Below are 17,377 nucleotides of genomic sequence, written 5' to 3' on the forward strand. Positions count from 1 at the left end.
TCAGTTCTCCAGAGCCTGAAGCAGGCGCTCTCTCCTCGTTGAGGTCAGTAAAGTAACGAATTCGGCACGTTGCTCGGTCAAAGGATGAGGCATGTCGAAAAGCATCAATTCATGAAGCATCGCTTTCAATGACTCATGACTCCATCCGCGCAGACGTTCTATCAGGACCGGCTTCACAGCCGGATAGCGGCGACAGTAGCGCTCCACGCCTTCGATCAGCGGTAGTCGCGACGGTTCACTTCTGGACCAACGCATCTGGTGCCGCCCCCGGTTCAGATAGGCATCGAGCTCATTGGGGTCGCGCATCATGCGCCCCATCTTCTGCGGCTGCAACTCATGACCAAGGCTGGTGCCATTATCGAAGTATGGTGTGAAACGCCCGGTCGAGCCATTGTCACGCCATATCAATCCCCAATTTTCCTGATGACGGTCCGTATTGCCAATCAGTGCATCGAAGCATAAACACAACCCCCAATATATCTCCCAATCATGAGTGAGCGTGCCAGTGCGTGCCAATGCCCGGCTGAGGGAGAGGATGGTGGATAGATTGTGCTCACGCCCCTTTTCGCGGTCATAACCAGGAATCAAGCGTTGCATATAGTCACCGCCTGGGACGTGGCGCTCCTCTCCGCTATCCGGATAGCCCATGAACCACTCGTTGATCGTGCCAGGCTCGTCTCTCGATGAGTCGATTGCTACGAATACTGGCGGCAGCGTCAGTCCCATGAACCGCCCGATACGAAAAGCGATGACCTCGGCCCAGTACTGGTCAGGATGCCGTGGCTGCCCAGGATTCTTGACGCTTTTGATCGCTTCTTTGAACAGATAGCGATGCCCTGGCAGACAGAAGGTATGAGGGGCAGGATCCGGAGAAATTAGCAACGACTTATCCCGGGCGCCTACTGGGTAAACTTCGTAGTCCCCGTACATCGGCCAGTCCGCGATATCGATAATCTGATCTGGCCCTTGATCAACCCCGTCACGATCTATCAGGCACTTGCTCTCCGTCATTGCATGCTCCATTCCGCCTCTTGCATACAGTAACGCGAATTAACATTACGATGGCATCCACATGAGTCCATTCGCCAATTGAGAAAGCCAATCTGCATCCCGGAACGTCTCACCTCGATCGGCGTCTGATACGGACAGATCACCGATTCGCTTTCAAGGATGTTCATGTCATACCGATTTCTAACGATCAAGACCCTTGCCACGCTGCTGCTGACGGCTGCCAGCTCGCTGGCACTTGCCGCACCGACGCCGTTCACCGCCCATTACCGGCTCGATATCAGCGGCTGGCCGGATGCGACGATCACCCATACGCTGTCGCGCCAGGACGATGTCTCCTCCCCCGGCGAGGTATGGGAGAGCGACATGCGCGCCAGCATCAAGGTCGCCAGCGGCGAGGAACGGGGCCAGTTCCGGCTGGATGGCGGTCGGGTGCAGGCGCTGGACTACACCAGCGCGTATTCGCTGGTCGGCATCGGTGACGACTACCATCTGGACAAGGATCAGTTGCAGGCGTTGCCGGATCGCCAGACTGCTCTGTTCGAGCTGTCGCGCAAGGCGCCTGACGCTCGCTGCGCCAACCCGCAGGTGTCGCCCTGCGAACTCGACTACCAGAACCATAAGGGCAAGACGGAGCGGCTTTTCTATCGCGTGACCGACCGCAGCGATATCGAGACGCCGGCCGGCACGTTTCCCGGCGTTACCGTGGATACCTGGGATCCGGACAAGCGCGACCGCCATATCTACTTCACTTTCCACCGAGAGATACCGGGTCTGCTATTGGAGATGCGCTACGTCAAGAAGGATGAAGCGCGCAGCCACCTGACGTTGACCGATCTGACACTGGATCGGCTGAGCGACGCCGCGGACAACGCCGCAAGAAGCACTGCCGAGCAATAACCGTTCAGCTCTTCTTCCCTCTTTATCCCACATCCTCTAGAGTCTTTAGCCAATCACGGACGCCGATTCATCGGCGTCCGTTTTTTCGTGGCGCGTCATCGCCGATGCGCTACAGGTTCGCTCGGGGGAAATCATGCTGCTGGGTCTGTTGTGGATATTGCTGCCGTTGATCGTGGGCTATCTCATTCCCGTGCGGCGGACAGGAATTCGTCAGGCCATCGATCGCGGCGTCAGTGCCTCGGTCTACGTGATCCTGCTGCTGATGGGCATCAGCCTCGGCGGGCTCGAGGATCTGCTTGGCCAGCTGTCGCGCATCGGGACGACCGCGCTGACGCTGTTTCTGGTGATCACGCCGATCAACCTGCTGGCGCTGGCCTGGCTCGCCCGCCGACGACTGGCCCGTCGAAAATCGCAGGCGTACGGCGAAGGCAGCGCGGCCCCAGCCGGCAAGCTGCAGGCGATGCTGGGTTCGTTGCAACTGGCGGGCGTGGTGCTTCTCGGCGTCTGTCTGGGCGCGGGCGCCCAGCTCCTGGGCTGGCATCTGGCCTCGCTGGCGGAAACGCTGGCGACCTGGGCGCTCTATGCCCTGCTCTTCCTGATCGGCTGCCAGCTGCGCAATTCCGGGCTGGGGCTGCGCCAGATCCTGCTCAACCGGCTGGGGCTGGCCATCGCGATGACGGTGTTCCTGAGTTCGATGCTGGCGGGGCTGATCGCGGCACCGCTGCTGCAATTGCCATGGAATCAGGGCATGGCGATGGCGGCCGGGTTCGGCTGGTATTCGCTGTCGGGGATTCTGATCGGCGACCAGCTCGGGCCGGTGCTCGGCGGCGCGGCCTTCTTCAATGATCTGGCCCGCGAGCTGCTCGCCTTCCTGCTGGTGCCGCTGTTCATTCGGCGCGCCGTGCCGCTGGCGATCGGCTACGCCGGCGCCACTTCCATGGACGTCAGCCTGCCGGTGATCCAGCAGTATGGCGGCATTACCTGCGTACCGCTGGCCATCGTCAGCGGCTTTCTGCTGTCGCTGCTGTCGCCGCCGCTGATTCTGTTGCTGCTGTCGTTCTGACCCGCGTCGACGCTGTTCTCTACGACCATGGGCTTAGGGTGCTCGCCAGCCCCGGCATGATAATCTCCCCCGAAAGTTACCGGTAACACCGGACAGAATAATCGATTTGCGGGGATCTCCATGCCACGTCGTTCTTCAGGACGCGTGACGCTGCAGCATATTGCCGAACGCGTCGGCGTTACCAAGATCACGGTATCGCGCGCCCTGCGCGAGCCGCATCTCGTCTCCGCGGCGCTGCGACTGCGCATCGAATCCGCCATCGACGAACTCGGCTATATCCCCAACCACTCCGCCGGGGCTTTGGCCAGCGGGCGGTCGCACAGTGTCGCGCTGTTGATCCCCTCGCTCTCCAACGCCGTGTTCTCGGAAATCCAGCGCGGGATCGAGGAAGGGTTGGGCCAGGCCGGCTATCAGGTATTGATTGGCCATACCGGCTACTCGATCCTCGAGGAAGAGCGGCTGATCGACACCTACCTGAGCTATGGCGTCGAGGCGCTGATTCTTCCCGGCACCCGCCACACCGACCACGCCCGTCGCCTGCTGGCCCGCGCGCGCGTGCCGGTGGTCGAGACGCTGGAGCTGACCGAGACGCCGCTGGATATCAATGTCGGGCTCGATCAGCACGAAGCCGGCAAGGCGATGACGCAGGCCTTTCTCGATCGGGGCCACCGAAAGATCGGCTTTCTGGGCGCACGCATGGATTATCGGGCGCAATTGCGCATGGCAGGGTGGGAGGCGGCCATGCGCCAGGCGGGGCTGTCGGCCGAGCGCTGCCTGACGACGCCGCATCCGTCTTCCTATCGGCTGGGCGGGGAGATGCTGGCTTCCATGCTGGAGCGCTGGCCGGATCTGGAGGGCATCTTCTGTGGCAACGACGACCTGGCCGCGGGGGCGCTGTTCGAATGCCAGCGTCGCCGCCTCAACGTGCCGGATCAGCTGGCCCTGGCCGGCTTCAACGGGCTGGACATCACCGAGGCGACCGCGCCGCCACTGGCGACGGTCGTCACGCCCCGGCGCGGCATCGGGGACACCATCGCCAGACGCCTGCTGGCACGCCTTCAGGGCGCGCCGCTGCAATCCACCAGCGAAAACCTGGGGTTCCGGATTCGGCGTGGCGGCAGTCTGTGACCGACATCACGCCTCCAGACTTCAGCTCTCGGCGGCGAGAAAGCGCTTCTCGAGCCTCAACACCGCTTCGTTGACTACCTGATCGAGAGTGCCGGCGATATCGACGGTGACGGCTTCGTCATCGCCCGGCGCCTCGAGTGTCGCCAGCTGGCTGTCGAGCATCGCCTCGCCCTTGAAGAAGTGATCCTGACGCGACTGAATGCGCTGCAGCAGCAGCTCGCGGCTGCCGGCGAGGTGAACGAACGTCAACGCCTCGTCGCCCTTGCGCAGGGTATCGCGGTAGCGCTTCTTGAGCGCCGAGCAGCCGATGACCAGCGTTTCGCCCTGCGCCCTGGCTTCGGCCAGAAACGACGCCAGCCGTTCGAGCCAGCCGGCCCGATCATCGTCGTCGAGGGGCTCGCCGCGAGACATCTTGGCGACGCTCTCCGGCGAGTGGTAATCGTCTCCGTCCAGGAACCGCCCACCCAGCGCGGTCGCCAGCCGCTGCCCGACTTCGGTCTTGCCGCAGCTCGATACGCCCATCACGACGATGCGCTGACCCATCTTTGCGTCCATGACGTTGCCTTCCGATTGTTGCATGTATGATTCGTGCCGTTTCGTTTGCTGACTCGCCTATCGGCCTAAACCGATTCGGCCACGGTTGTCTCTACACCTTTAGGCGCATTGTTGAGATCCAGCTGTTACCGGTAACATTCATTTTCGCCAACTCCACCGCGAAGCACAACGCCACCAAGGGCGTATATCCCGTCTTGGCACCGTGTGCTCTCACCAAGGAATTCGTTTGACATGGATAGCCCAACATCCCTGATCCTTGCCGCGCTGGGCAGCATCATCGTGCTGCTCTATCTGGTCATGAAGCTGCGCCTGCACGCCTTCGTCGCCCTGCTCGTCGTCAGTGGCCTGGTCGGGCTGGCCACCGGCATGAATGTCGAGGAACTGCTGGATACCGTCGAGAAAGGCATGGGCGGCACGCTGGGGTTCGTCGCGACCGTCGTCGGGCTTGGCGCCATGTTCGGCAAGATGCTGGAGGTCTCCGGCGGTGTCGACCGGCTGGCCAATACGCTACTGGACAAGTTCGGCGAAAACCGTTCGCAGTGGGCGATGGGCGTCACCGGTTTTCTGGTAGCAATTCCCGTGTTTCTGGATGTCGCCTTCATCATCCTGGTGCCGCTGATCTACGCCCTGACGCGTCGCACCGGTCGCTCGCTGCTCTACTACGGCATTCCGCTGCTGGCGGGTCTCGCCGTGACCCACTCGTTCATTCCGCCGACGCCGGGCCCCATTGCCGTCGCCAAGCTGATCGGTGCCGATCTCGGCTACGTGATCCTATTCGGCGCCATCGCTGGCCTGCCGGCCATGATCATCGCCGGGCCGCTATTCGGGCGCTGGATCGGCAAGCGCATCGATGCGCAGATCCCCGACTACATGGAGCTGCCGAAGAATGATATCGATACCACAGGCCTGCCCAGCTTCAAGCTGATCCTGTCGATCATCCTGCTGCCGCTGGCGCTGATCGTGCTCAACACCGTTTCCGGCGTGATCCTGCCGGAAGAGAGCCCAGTCCTGGCCGCCCTAACCTTCCTCGGCCACCCGTTCGTGGCACTCACGCTGGCCACGCTGCTTGCCTTCACGCTGCTGGGCACGCGCCGCGGCATGAAGCGGGAGCAGGTCATGGAAGTCGCCACCAAGGCGCTGGAGCCGGCCGGCATCATCATTCTGGTCACCGGGGCCGGCGGCGTCTTCAAGCAGGTGCTGATCGATTCCGGCGTGGGCGAAGTGATGGGCAACATCATGGCCGAAAGCGCCCTGCCCCCGATCCTGCTGGCGTTCCTGATCTCCACCGCGGTGCGCGTGATTCAGGGTTCGGCCACGGTCGCGATGATTACCGCTGCCGGCCTGATGGCGCCGGTCATCACCACGCTCAACCTCGACGGCCCGGTGCTCGGTCTGCTGGTGATCTCGATCGCCTCCGGCGCCACGGTACTGAGCCACGTCAACGACTCCGGGTTCTGGCTGGTCAACCGCTACTTCGGCCTCACCGAAGCGCAGACCCTGAGAAGCTGGACGGTGATGGAGACCATCATCGGGCTGGTCGGGCTGGTCATGTCGCTGATCATCGGGCTGTTCGTCTGACCCGACACGCGCCATGCGATACAAGACGCCCGCTGTGGAGAGTTTTCCGCAGCGGGCGTTTTTCATGGATCAGGCGTCTTTCATGAATCAGGCGTCTTTCATGAATCAGGCGTCTTTCATGAATCAGGCGTCTTTCATGAATCAGGCGTCTTTCATGAATCAGGCGTCTTTCATGAATCAGGCGTCTTTCATGAATCAGGCGTCTTTCATGAATCAGGCGTCTTTCATGAATCAGGCGTCTTTCATGAATCAGGCGTCTTTCATGAATCAGGCGTCTTTCATGAATCAGGCGTCTTTCATGAATCAGGCGTCTTTCATGAATCAGGCGTCTTTCATGAATCAGGCGTCTTTCATGAATCAGGCGTCTTTCATGAATCAGGCGTCTTTCATGAATCAGGCGTCTTTCATGAATCAGGCGTCTTTCATGAATCAGGCGTCTTTCATGAATCAGGCGTCTTTCATGAATCAGGCGTCTTTCATGAATCAGGCGTCTTTCATGAATCAGGCGTCTTTCATGAATCAGGCGTCTTTCATGAATCAGGCGTTTTCCATGGACCGGACCGACATCGGGCCAACGACCTTATGACGTTCCCAGCGCTTCCCGCACTGTTTCCTTCCGCCGTCTGGATAGCTCTTCGCCCAGCGCCGGCCCGCGAAAGCCTTCGTCGAGCAGCGCCTTCGGCACGATCTGCGAGGCAAGCCGCCAGGCCAGCACCAGATCGTCCGCCAGGCTGCCGTCGTCGTGGGCGATCAGGGCCAGCAAGGGCGCGACCCGTTCGGGGCGTCGCCAGGCATCGATGGCGTCGAGCCAGGCCATGATCGTGCCGGCATGGTCCGTTTCGACACCGGGCCGCTGCCCACCGATCTGCTGGCGCAACCGGTAGGACAGCGCTGCCAGCCGCATGGCATCACGGAACGCATTGGGTGCCTTGACGGCGTCGTTGAGCCGGGACTGCTCGTCGTCCTGCAGGTGCTCGCCGAGCCGCGCCCAGCGCCAGAGCGTCAGCGGGTAGGCAGCCGATGCGTCGGGGACGTGCTCGAGTCGCGCCAGCACCTGTTCCAACGTCGGGGTCGACAGGGGCGGCATCAGCTCCGCCAGGGCGCCGCAGGATTCCAGCGTCTGGAAATAGGCAGCGGGATCGGCTTCCCCCAGCGCCTTGTGCGTCTCGGTCCAGACGCGCTCGGCAACCAGGTACGACATCTCGCCGCTGTCGGTGAGCTGGCGCATCAGGGTCATCGTCTGCGGGGCGATGGTGAAACCCAGCTTGCGATAGCGGGCCAGAAACCGGGCCGCTCGCAATACCCGCAGCGGGTCCTCGACGAAGGCGGCCGAAACATGCCGGAGCTGCCTGGCCTCGAGATCGGCAGCGCCGCCGTAGGGGTCGACCAGTTCACCGGCAGGCGTCTCGGCCATCGCATTGATGGTGAAATCACGCCGCGCCAGATCGGCCTCCAGCGTCACGTCGGGGCTGGCGTGGACCTCGAACCCGGTATAGCCGCGCCCCTGCTTGCGCTCGGTGCGGGCCAGCGCGTACTCCTCGTGGGTGTCGGGATGGAGAAAGACCGGAAAGTCCCGGCCGACCGATTTGAACCCGCGCTGACGCATCGCTTCCGGCGTCGCGCCGACCACGACCCAGTCCCGGTCGCCGATCGGCCAGCCCAGGCGGGCATCGCGGACGGCGCCGCCCACGAGATAGACCTCCAGCCCGTCGAGCCTGGGATCGGTTTGAGGGTCGAGACGCGAATCGGGTTGCGTACTCATCGTCTGGCTCCGTAGTCAGTGCGGGGCGAAAACCTAAGGAAGCGCTGAATAAATAGGCGAACGAGATGAGGCGCAAGGCGCACGGCACACAGAAGACGAGACATAACATGGGGTTAGGCGAGTCTTCGAGTACCGCGCAACGTAGCGATTCGCTCGTGCAGGCATTTATGCAGTGGTTCCCTAACGTTCGACGCTCTCGGGCCGACGATGCGCCCAATCCACGAAGCCGCCATCCAGGCTGTAAACCTCGTCGAAGCCTTGCCCCGCCAGCCAGCCCGCGGCCTGCTGGCTGGAGTGGCCGTGATAGCAGACCACCACCAGCGGCGTTTCGCTGGGCGTGTTGTCCACCAGTTCCGCCACCGTGGTGTTGTCGAGATGGCGGCTGCCGGGAATGTGCCCCTGCGCGAAGCTCAACGGATCGCGGATGTCGACCAGCTGCAACGGGCGCCCCTCGCTCAGCCACTGCGCCAGCGTCGCCGGGTCGAGATGTTCGAAAGACTGGGTCATGGGTCGCTCCTGAAAGAATGGTGACTAGCGTACAGCTCAACGGCTTGAAGCGGCGGCGGGCACGGCGATCCGTTCGCCACTGTCGAGATCGAGTGCGGTCAATGATCCTCCCCATACGCAACCGGTGTCCAACGCCTGCGCGTTGATTCGCGCTCCCGGCGTGCGACCTTCCAGCGCCGCCCAGTGGCCGAACAGCAGCGTGAGCCTGCCACCGCCGGCAAGTTCATCGTGACGCGGATAGGTGAACCAGGGCGCGAAACCGGCCGGGGCGCTGTCCAGCCCCTCCTTGGCAGCGAAGTCCAGCGTGCCGTCGTCGGCGATGAAGCGCATGCGGGTAAAGACGTTGACGATGGCTCGAATCCGATCCTCGCCGGTCAGCTCGGGCGTGAACCGGGCCGGACGGTTGCCGTACATCACGCTCAGGAACGCATCCACCTCGTCGCCGCGCAGGACCGCTTCCGCTTCGGCAGCGAGTTCGGCAGCCTCGGCGAGCGACCACTGCGGCAACAGGCCGGCGTGGGTCATCACATAGCCATTTTTGACAGGGCCCCGCTCGCGATCGGCGACCAGCAGCGGCTGGCCGCGCAGCCATTCGAGCATCTCCGAGCGGTCCGGGGCTTCGAGAATGTCCGTCAGGGTGTCGTTGCGCTTGAGCTTGCCGTGGCCTCGCGCCACCGCCAGCAGGTGAAGATCGTGATTGCCCAGCACCACGCTGGCGGCGCCATCCAGGGCGACGCTCCTGCGCAGGCAGCCGAGCGAGTCCGGGCCGCGATTGACCAGGTCGCCCGCCAGCCACAGATGATCCCGCGAGGGCGAGAAGTCGAGACGTTCGAGCAGGGCTTCGAATTCGGCGTAACAGCCCTGCAGATCGCCGATTGCGTAGGTCGCCATGCGCTTCCTCGTGTCGGTGGTGCGATCTCGTATTGATGGTGCGATCGGGAGCGGCGATTCGCTGCCGTTCGAGACGCGGCCGAGATGGTCGATTCGACCGCCTCGATCAGTGGATCTGGTTGGGACCGGCCAGCCGAAACGGCGCGATGGCGACGTCGAAGGAGGCCTGGGTGGACAGGTCGATGCAGGTATAGCTGCCCTGCATGACGCCGACGGGGCATTCGATGACCGCGCGACTGGTGTAGCGGAAACTGTGCCCGGCGGTGATCGTCGGCTGCTTGCCGACCACGCCGTTGCCACGCACTTCCTGCACCTTGCCGTGGCCCTGGGTGATCTTCCAGTAGCGCGACAGCAACTGCACGCTGCGGTCGGAATGGTTGTGAACGGTCACCGTGTAGCTGAACACGAAACGCTTGTCGTTGGGCGACGATTCGTCCTCGCGAAACGCTGGCTCGACGTCGACCGTGATGTCTGGTGTCGTCTCGCTCATGAGGTCTTCTCCGTCACTGGGTGGCTCGTCGCGCTGCCTGTCAGGTGATTGCTGATGGCGACCAGCTCCTCGACGCGCAGCGTCTGGGGGCGGCGGCCGGGGTCGATGCCCAGCGACTCCAGCGCCTCGGCGTCGATCACCCCCTTGAGATTGTTGCGCAGCGTCTTGCGCCGCTGGCCGAATGCCACCCGCACCACGTCGGCGAAATGGGCCTCGTCGTGAGCGGGCGACGGCAGCTCGGCATAGGGCGTCAATCGCACGATCGCCGAGTCCACCTTGGGCTGGGGCACGAAGGCGCCGGGCGGCACGATGAACAGCGATTCGACCGCGCAGTGATACTGGGTCATCACCGACAGTCGCCCCCAGTCCGGCCCGCCGGGTTCGGCGGCGAGGCGCTCGACGACCTCCTTCTGCAGCATGAAGTGCATGTCCTGGATGGCGCCGCGCGCGGCCAGCAGATGGAAGATCAGCGGCGTGGAGATGTTGTAGGGCAGGTTGCCCACCACCCGCAACGGCCTGCCATCCTGCTGCGACAACGCGTGGAAATCGAACTTGAGCGCGTCGCCTTCGTGAATCCTGAAATCGGGGTAGTCGTAGAACTGCACCCGCAATCCGGGGATCAGGTCGCGATCGAGCTCGATCACTTCCAGCGCGCCGGCCGCTTCGAGGATCGGGCCGGTCAACGCGCCCTGGCCGGGGCCGATTTCGATCAGGCGATCGCCGCTACGCGGGGCGATGGCACGCACGATGCGGGAGATCACTCCACTATCGCGGAGAAAGTTCTGACCGAAACGCTTCCGGGCACGCGGCATCGGAGAACGGTCGGAGGAGCGTGTAGACATGAAAAACGAATTCCTTCAGTGAACGCGGGCCGTCATCTGGCGGGCCACCTGCAGTGCCACCCGGAGGCTACCCACATCGGCCAGGCCAGTGCCGGCAAGATCGAGTGCGGTGCCGTGATCGACGGAGGTCCGTACCATGCCCAGCCCCAGCGTGATATTGGCGGCCTGCCCGAACCCGGCATACTTGAGCACCGGCAGGCCCTGGTCGTGATACATCGCCAGCACCGCATCGGCGTGATCGAGATGGCGCGGCGTGAACAGCGTATCCGCCGGTAACGGCCCGATCAGGTCGAGCCCTTCTTCGCGCAGTCGGTTCAGCGCGGGCGTGATGACCTCGATCTCCTCGCGGCCCAGATGGCCATCCTCGCCGGCGTGGGGGTTGAGCCCGCAGACCAGGATGCGCGGCGACGCGATGTCGAAGCGCTGCTCCAGCTCGGCCGCCAGGATCCGGCCGACACGCATCAGGCCGGGGCCGGTGATCGCGCTGGAGACCCGGGAGAGCGGCAGATGCGTGGTGGCCAGGGCGACCCGCAGCGGCCTGGCGGTGCGTTCGGTGGCCAGCATCATCACCACCTCCTCGGCACCGCAGGCGTCACGCAGATACTCGGTATGTCCGGTGAAGCCGACATGCCCGCCTTCGATGATCGCGCCCTTGTGCAGCGGCGCCGTCACCATCGCATCGGCGATGCCCTGCTGACAGGCCTCGATGGCGACATCCAGCGTCTTCAGCACGTAACCGGCGTTGGCGGGATCGAGCCGTCCTGGCGTCGAGGGCGCTGCCAGCGACACCGGCCAGACCGGCAGCCGGCCATTGATTGGCGCCGGCAATGCATCGCCGGGAGCTAGCACGTCGAGCTCGACCGACCAGCCCAGCCGCCTTGCCCGTTCGGCCAGCAGGTCCGGGTCGCCGACGGCGACTACCGTTGCATCCAGCTGCTGCCAGTCCCGCGCCGCCGCCAGGGCGAGCTCGGGACCGATACCGGCCGGTTCGCCGGTGGTCAATGCCAGTACCGGCAATGTCATCAGTTCCGGTCGAGACGGTTGTCGATGTAGGCGCTGGCACGGATTTCCTGCGTCCACGCCTCGAGCTCGTCACTCACCTTGCGCTGGAAGATCGCCTGGCTGGCCTGCTCCCGGCTCATCTGGCCACTGTCACCGCCACGGGTCTCGATCAGCTTGACCAGGTGGAAGCCGCTGGGGCTGCGGATCGGCTCGCTGACTTCTCCCGGAGAGAGATCGGGAATGACGTCGGAGAAGATGGTGGGAATCTGCGCCGACTGGCGCCAGCCGAGATCGCCCCCCTGCAACGCCTGGGCGTCGTCGGACTCGGCCACGGCGAGTTGCTGGAAGTCGGCGCCATCCCGCAGCTGCCGATAGAGCTTCTGCGCCTCCGCCTGCGCCTGGGTGACCTGATCCGGCGTCGGCGACTGGGGCACGGCGACCAGGATCTGAGCGAGATGGTAGGCAACGTTGCTGTTTTCGCTGCGCTGGCTCAGGAAACGATCGACCTCCCGATCCGACACCGTGACCCTGCTGGCGACCCGGCTCTGCTGTACCTGGCGAATCAGCAGCTCGCGCCGAACCTGCTCGCGCACTTCGGCCAGGCTCTGGCCCTGCTGTTCCAGCGTATTGGCGAACTCGTCCAGACTCATGCCGTTGTTTTCGGCAATGCCACGCATGGTGCTGTTGAGCTGGGTTTCATCGATGCTCAGATTGGCATCTTCGGCCATCTGCAGCTCGATCTGCTCGACAATCATGCGATCCAGCACCTGACGCTCCAGCGCCTGTCCCGGCGGCATCGGGATATTGTTGGCCTGCAGCTGGTCGCGCGCCTGGACGACACGCCTTTCGAGCTGACTGTGCATGATGGCATCGTCGTTGACCACGGCAACGATACGATCCAGCGGCACCACCTCCGCCATCGCGGACAACGGCGACAGCAGCATTACCAGCGCCAGGGGGATCCATACTCTAGGACGCATGCCTACCTCTCTTGCTTTGATGGAGCGGCGAGCCGCTCGGGCTCGCCGTAAACATTGATTGACTGCGATCTCTCGCCGGCCCGGTTTCGTCAGAACTGCGTCGCTTCGTAACCCGGCACGGCCTGCGCGAAGTAGCTGTCGGCTTCCTGACCGACGCCGCCCAGCCCCTTGAACACGAAACGCAGGAACAGGCCTCGGTCGGTGTAATCGTCTTCGATGGTGTTGGCAGTGTGATTGTCCTCGACCCATTCGCGCCATACCACCTGCACCGCGCTGCAGCAGCTGTTGAACTGGACACCGGCCAGGGTTTCCAGATCGCGGCTGTTGGTATTGTCGTAGAGGTAGCGGCCGATCAGATCCAGGGACGACGTCGCCTTGTAGGCGAACGACACGTCGAAATCTTCCCGGTCGTAGCCCAGACGATCCTCCGCATAACCCGAGGGATCGAACCCTTGGAGTTGCCAACGGTAGCCAAGGTTCACTACGTGACCGACAGGACTCAGATACTGGAGATACGCCGACGTTCGTTCGGTGGTGGAACGATCGGGATCGTAGAACCACTCGTAACGCGAGCGCCACTGGTCGTTGATGCGCCAATCGAGCTGGGTGATGACCGGCGAACGATCGCGGGTGGCGCGATACCAGTCCTCGTAGTTGGTTTCCTTGTCCGGCAACGTATCCGGATCGCCTTCAATGTCGATGTTGCGATCGGAGAAGTAGGCACTCTGCCCCACGGAGAGCGACAGCCGCTCACGGCCGGTATCGTCCTCGAGGAAGCGCGTCGAGGCCCCATAAGAGAGCTTGTTGACGTCTCCCACGCGATCGGCGCCCGTGAACCGGTAAGGCGACCACAGCTGGCTCCAGGAGACCGAACGCTCGTCGGTATCGAACTCCGGGAACTCCGACTGGTCGCGCTCGGGCACGTAGGCGTAGTAGAGACGCGGCTCGAAGGTCTGTTTCCAGTCGTTATCGAACAGCGACACGTCGCGCTGGAAGATCAGCCCGGAGTCGACCGAGTACACCGGCACGGTGCGCGACAGACTCTCGTCGCGGTCGGTATCCCGGTTGCCGTAGTCGAGCTCGTAATTGGTCTGCCAGAGCTGGAAGCGCGGCTCGAGGAAGCCCCAACTGGGCTGGGCACGCCAGCCGATGGCCGGCGTCAGGTTGACGCGCGTACCGTTGGCCGCTTCGCGCAGCAGTATGCGACGCGTGTTGCCGGTTTCCTCGTCTTCCCAGAAGCCGTCGCTGTCGACGCCTTGCAGATCGCGCCAGAAGTAGGTCGCGTTGGAGTTCCACTCCTGGTAGAAGCCGTTGTCCTGCTGCCAGCGCGCGTTGGCGGTCAGGCTCGGCAACTGATAGTAAGGACGGTCGTCCTCGTCCAGCGGGTAGTCCATCCGCTGGTAGCCCTGCGCCCGCGCATCGAGATTCCAGGTCGTGCCTTGATAGCTCAGCCGCGCCAGGCGTTCGAGATACTCGGTATCCTGCTCGCCGAAGTCGCGACCGAAGTCATCGAAGTAGCGCCCGTCACTCGCGGCGCCGTAGCGCATGGCGTAATCCAGCCGTTCGGTGAACCGACCGTAGTGGCTGTAATCGACGTACCAGCGATCCTCGCCGTCGAAGGCGTCGTCGGGATCGTTGGGGTTGTCGCTCTCGCCACCGTTGTCGTTGGGCAGGTAGGAGCCTTCGATCGAGCCCTGGTCGCTGCCGAACAGATAGCGGAATTCGCCACCCAGCATGAAGCCGTGATCGGAGATGACCCGCGGCGTGATCGTGGCGTCGTAATTGGGCGCCAGGTTGAGATAGTAGGGCTGGCTGTAATCGAGACCGTCGCTGGAGATTCCCATCGTCGGCCATAGAAAGCCGCTTTGACGCCGATCATCGATAGGGAAACGCACCCAAGGCCAGTAGAAGACGGGGACGTCTCCCATTTCCAGCCGCGCGTTGGATGCGGTGCCGAACCCCTGCTCGCGATCGATGGTGACGTCGCTTCCCACCAGACGCCATAGCCGGCTATCCGGTGCGCAGGTAGTGAAGCTGGCCTCACGCATGCGGTAGCGGCCATCGGCGAGACGCTGCATCGACTGGGCGTCGCCTCGAATCCGCTGATCGTGAACCACGTAGTGCGCGTCATCGATACGCGCGGCATCGCTGTCGAGCGATACCTGGCCTTCTTCGCCACGTACCAGCATGCCCGGATAGCGAATGGCCAGCGGTCCTTCGGCGAATGCCGTGTCGCGCGCGGCATTGACGCTAACTCGCGGCGATTCCAGCTGGCTCTCGCCGCGCCGCAGCACGACGTTCCCGCCCAGGATGGTTTCACCGTCGTTGCCGTACTCGGCCGATGCCGAGTCGGACAGCACCTCTTCGGGGGTCTTGCCTTCGGGCAGCAAATAGCCCGGTTCGATATAGCGGCCACCACACAGGGCGCCGGCCGGCGCTTGATCGCCCCATGGCGCCCAATCCAGTTGATCCGCGGGTAACGGTGCGGGGGGCGCCGCCTGGGCCGTCGATGAAATCAGGCCAGTCAGGGCAGTCCAGACCAGTCGCTTGCCCATGTCCTCTGTGTCCTTGCCGAGTGGAGTCGGTATTATACAGACCTCGACGGGAGTTGCCGCGAAGCCATTCCTTGTTGAACCGTCCGAGTATCTACCGCGTCCATTACATCGAATTCGACGGCACCTTTCGATTTGGCGATGCCGGCCAAACGCGGCACACTGATGACAGCCGTTCGATGTCTCGCCGTTCGATGGTCTCGCCATCACGCTCGAAAACGTATCGCCCTGCACGAACGATGCATCGACGACGCGCACGGCACACCCAGATTAGGGCCCAGCATGCGGTGCCATCTCCGGCCCGTCAACTCGCCACGCGAGCTGGCCGCGGCGACGCATCGAAACGCCCCATCATCACGACCGGAAGCCTGCATGACCTTGCGCCTCGACTCCCTTCGTCACTGGATCGCCACCCAGCACCGTCTTTCACCCGATGCCTGCCGATGGGAAGCGGTCGCCGGCGATGCCAGCCTGCGCGGCTACTGCCGTGTCACCTTTCCCGACGCCACCACCCGGATCGTCATGGATGCGCCGCCGACGCTGGAAGATAGCGGCCCCTTCGTGGCCATCGGCCGGGAATGGCACGCCGCAGGGCTGCCGGTGCCAACGATCCATGCCATTGATCTCGAGCAGGGATTCATCGAGCTCGACGATCTCGGCAACGATAGCCTGCATCACCATTTTGATACCGATGCCGGCGCGCGGGCGGGCACCGCGCAGGCGCTCGACCTGCTCGACGCCATCGAACAGCGCGCACCGTTCTCCTCGTTGCCGCGCTACGAGCCCGCGTTTCTCGAGGAAGAGATGGACCGCTTCCCCGACTGGGGCCTGACGCGCTGGCTCGGGATCGAAACGCCGCCACAGTGGCCGGAGGTCAAGCGCCATCTGCTCGACAGCATCGCCAGACTCCCCACCGTCGCCGTGCACCGCGACTTCGACGCCATGAACCTGATGATCCGTGAGGACCGGCTGTGGATCATCGATTTCCAGGGCGCGCTGGCCGGGCCGCTCGGCTACGATCTGATTTCGCTGCTGCGGGGGCGCTACCATCGCTGGTCGCGCCAGCAGATGGACGACTGGATCGAAGGCTTCCGCCAGCGCTGCCTCGCCGCGGGGCGCATCGCACCTGACATCGACGCCCGAGCGTTCCGCACGAGCGTCGAGGCGATCGGCGCCCAGCGCCAGCTCAAGATCCTCGGCCAGTTCTGCCGGCTCTGCCTGCGCGACGGCAAGCCGCGCTATCTCGAATGGCTGCCCCACTTCTACGCGCATCTCGACGACGGACTGGAAGCACTGCCCGCCCTCGGCGACTTCCACGCCTGGCTACGTGAAAGCTATCGCCCGGCCATGGAAGCGCGCCTGGCCGAGCACCGCGCGGCCAACGGCGGCGGAGGCGACTCATGAAGGCGATGATTCTCGCCGCCGGCCTCGGCACCCGCATGCGCCCGCTCACCGACCACTGCCCCAAGCCGCTGCTGCCGGTCGCCGGCAAGCCGCTGATCGTCCATCATCTCGAACGCCTGGCAGCGGCGGGAATTTGCGACATCGTGATCAATGTCAGCTTCCGGGCGCAGCAGATCATCGATGCGCTCGGCGACGGCGACCGTTACGGTGTCTCGCTCACCTTCAGCGTCGAAGAGGCACCGCTGGAAACCGCCGGCGGCCTGCGCCAGGCGTTACCCGCGCTCGGCGAGGCGCCTTTCGTGCTGGTCAACGGCGATGTCTGGACGGACTTCCCCCTCGAGCGGCTGGCGTTGACCGAAGGCGACCTGGCCTCGCTGGTGATGGTGAACACTACCGACTTCCATCGTCGCGGCGACTTTCACCTCGATGCCCGCGGCCGTCTGCATGCCGAGGGCGAACCGCGTCTGATCTATGCCGGCCTGGGTGTCATCCACCCCCAACTGGTTGCCGACCTGCCAGTCGGCACGGTCGCCAGGCTGGCGCCGCTGCTGACCGAGGCCATGCAGGCCGGCCACGTCGGCGGCTGGCACCATCGCGGCGACTGGGTCGATGTCGGCACCCCGGAACGGCTGGCCGAACTGGAAGCCAGGCTGCAGTCATGACGGCGCGGACATCACCAGCGAGCGCCGGGAATGTTATCCTGCCCTCATCGATC

The 17,377-nt window shown here is 63.8% G+C and carries 17 protein-coding genes; 7 read left to right on the top strand and 10 right to left on the bottom strand.

Annotated features, from left to right (window positions below; genetic code table 11):
* Positions 1 to 1,011, bottom strand: coding sequence for a hypothetical protein (locus CCD76_RS03810; RefSeq protein WP_256961087.1), 1,011 nt, complete (start codon positions 1,009 to 1,011; stop codon positions 1 to 3).
* A gap of 165 nt (positions 1,012 to 1,176) precedes the next feature.
* On the opposite strand from CCD76_RS03810, the gene CCD76_RS03815 reads away from it, so the two are divergent.
* From CCD76_RS03815 to CCD76_RS03825, 3 genes are all read left to right on the top strand, one after another.
* Positions 1,177 to 1,908 carry a hypothetical protein gene (locus CCD76_RS03815; RefSeq protein ID WP_087718227.1) on the top strand — a complete coding sequence of 244 codons (732 nt, stop codon included), beginning with the start codon at positions 1,177 to 1,179 and terminating at the stop codon, positions 1,906 to 1,908.
* 133 nt (positions 1,909 to 2,041) lie between these two features.
* Positions 2,042 to 2,971, top strand: coding sequence for a lysine exporter LysO family protein (locus CCD76_RS03820; RefSeq protein WP_087718228.1), 930 nt, complete (start codon positions 2,042 to 2,044; stop codon positions 2,969 to 2,971).
* Between the two features lie 120 nt (positions 2,972 to 3,091).
* Positions 3,092 to 4,099 (top strand): LacI family DNA-binding transcriptional regulator, encoded by a 1,008-nt coding sequence (locus CCD76_RS03825; protein WP_179208834.1) that lies wholly within the window; start codon positions 3,092 to 3,094, stop codon positions 4,097 to 4,099.
* Positions 4,100 to 4,120: 21 nt separating this feature from the next.
* Here the strand turns inward: CCD76_RS03825 and CCD76_RS03830 are convergent, their stop codons facing one another.
* Positions 4,121 to 4,678 (bottom strand): gluconokinase, encoded by a 558-nt coding sequence (locus CCD76_RS03830; protein ID WP_256961088.1) that lies wholly within the window; start codon positions 4,676 to 4,678, stop codon positions 4,121 to 4,123.
* Between the two features lie 207 nt (positions 4,679 to 4,885).
* Here CCD76_RS03830 and CCD76_RS03840 point away from each other — a divergent pair, with 207 nt between their 5' ends.
* Positions 4,886 to 6,232, top strand: coding sequence for a GntT/GntP/DsdX family permease (locus CCD76_RS03840; protein ID WP_087718231.1), 1,347 nt, complete (start codon positions 4,886 to 4,888; stop codon positions 6,230 to 6,232).
* Positions 6,233 to 6,245: 13 nt separating this feature from the next.
* A complete protein-coding gene (locus CCD76_RS03845; protein WP_087718232.1) occupies positions 6,246 to 6,818 on the top strand; it encodes a hypothetical protein in 573 nt (190 codons plus the stop codon).
* On the opposite strand, the gene CCD76_RS03850 is transcribed toward CCD76_RS03845, so the two are convergent.
* From CCD76_RS03850 to CCD76_RS03885, 8 genes are all read right to left on the bottom strand, one after another.
* Entirely contained in the window at positions 6,813 to 7,994 is a 1,182-nt protein-coding gene (locus tag CCD76_RS03850) for a polynucleotide adenylyltransferase (protein ID WP_087718233.1), read from the bottom strand. The genes CCD76_RS03845 and CCD76_RS03850 overlap by 6 nt on opposite strands.
* A 180-nt stretch (positions 7,995 to 8,174) precedes the next feature.
* Entirely contained in the window at positions 8,175 to 8,501 is a 327-nt protein-coding gene (gene glpE / locus CCD76_RS03855) for a thiosulfate sulfurtransferase GlpE (protein WP_087718234.1), read from the bottom strand.
* A 36-nt stretch (positions 8,502 to 8,537) separates the two neighbouring features.
* Positions 8,538 to 9,392 carry a symmetrical bis(5'-nucleosyl)-tetraphosphatase gene (locus CCD76_RS03860; protein WP_087718235.1) on the bottom strand — a complete coding sequence of 285 codons (855 nt, stop codon included), beginning with the start codon at positions 9,390 to 9,392 and terminating at the stop codon, positions 8,538 to 8,540.
* 106 nt (positions 9,393 to 9,498) lie between these two features.
* The gene (gene apaG / locus CCD76_RS03865; RefSeq protein ID WP_087718236.1) at positions 9,499 to 9,882 is read right to left on the bottom strand and encodes a Co2+/Mg2+ efflux protein ApaG; all 384 of its coding nucleotides are present in this window, start codon (positions 9,880 to 9,882) and stop codon (positions 9,499 to 9,501) included.
* On the bottom strand, positions 9,879 to 10,724 hold the full coding sequence (gene rsmA, locus CCD76_RS03870; RefSeq protein WP_087718237.1) for a 16S rRNA (adenine(1518)-N(6)/adenine(1519)-N(6))-dimethyltransferase RsmA: 846 nt from the start codon (positions 10,722 to 10,724) through the stop codon (positions 9,879 to 9,881). Before rsmA ends, apaG begins: the two co-directional genes overlap by 4 nt.
* Positions 10,725 to 10,739: 15 nt before the next feature.
* Positions 10,740 to 11,747, bottom strand: a complete 1,008-nt coding sequence (pdxA, locus tag CCD76_RS03875) for a 4-hydroxythreonine-4-phosphate dehydrogenase PdxA (RefSeq protein WP_087718238.1) — start codon at positions 11,745 to 11,747, stop codon at positions 10,740 to 10,742.
* The gene (locus CCD76_RS03880; protein WP_087718239.1) at positions 11,747 to 12,706 is read right to left on the bottom strand and encodes a peptidylprolyl isomerase; all 960 of its coding nucleotides are present in this window, start codon (positions 12,704 to 12,706) and stop codon (positions 11,747 to 11,749) included. The genes pdxA and CCD76_RS03880 overlap by 1 nt, the downstream gene beginning before the upstream one ends.
* An 89-nt stretch (positions 12,707 to 12,795) precedes the next feature.
* A complete protein-coding gene (locus CCD76_RS03885) occupies positions 12,796 to 15,261 on the bottom strand; it encodes an LPS-assembly protein LptD (protein ID WP_087718240.1) in 2,466 nt (821 codons plus the stop codon).
* 369 nt (positions 15,262 to 15,630) lie between these two features.
* Between CCD76_RS03885 and CCD76_RS03890 the strand changes: the two genes are divergently transcribed.
* Both CCD76_RS03890 and murU read left to right on the top strand, forming a co-directional pair.
* Entirely contained in the window at positions 15,631 to 16,662 is a 1,032-nt protein-coding gene (locus CCD76_RS03890; RefSeq protein WP_087718241.1) for an aminoglycoside phosphotransferase family protein, read from the top strand.
* Entirely contained in the window at positions 16,659 to 17,324 is a 666-nt protein-coding gene (gene murU, locus CCD76_RS03895; RefSeq protein WP_087718242.1) for an N-acetylmuramate alpha-1-phosphate uridylyltransferase MurU, read from the top strand. Before CCD76_RS03890 ends, murU begins: the two co-directional genes overlap by 4 nt.
* Positions 17,325 to 17,377 lie beyond the last annotated feature (53 nt).

The organism is Salinicola salarius (assembly GCF_002179555.1).
Classification (GTDB): Bacteria; Pseudomonadota; Gammaproteobacteria; order Pseudomonadales; family Halomonadaceae; genus Salinicola; species Salinicola salarius_A.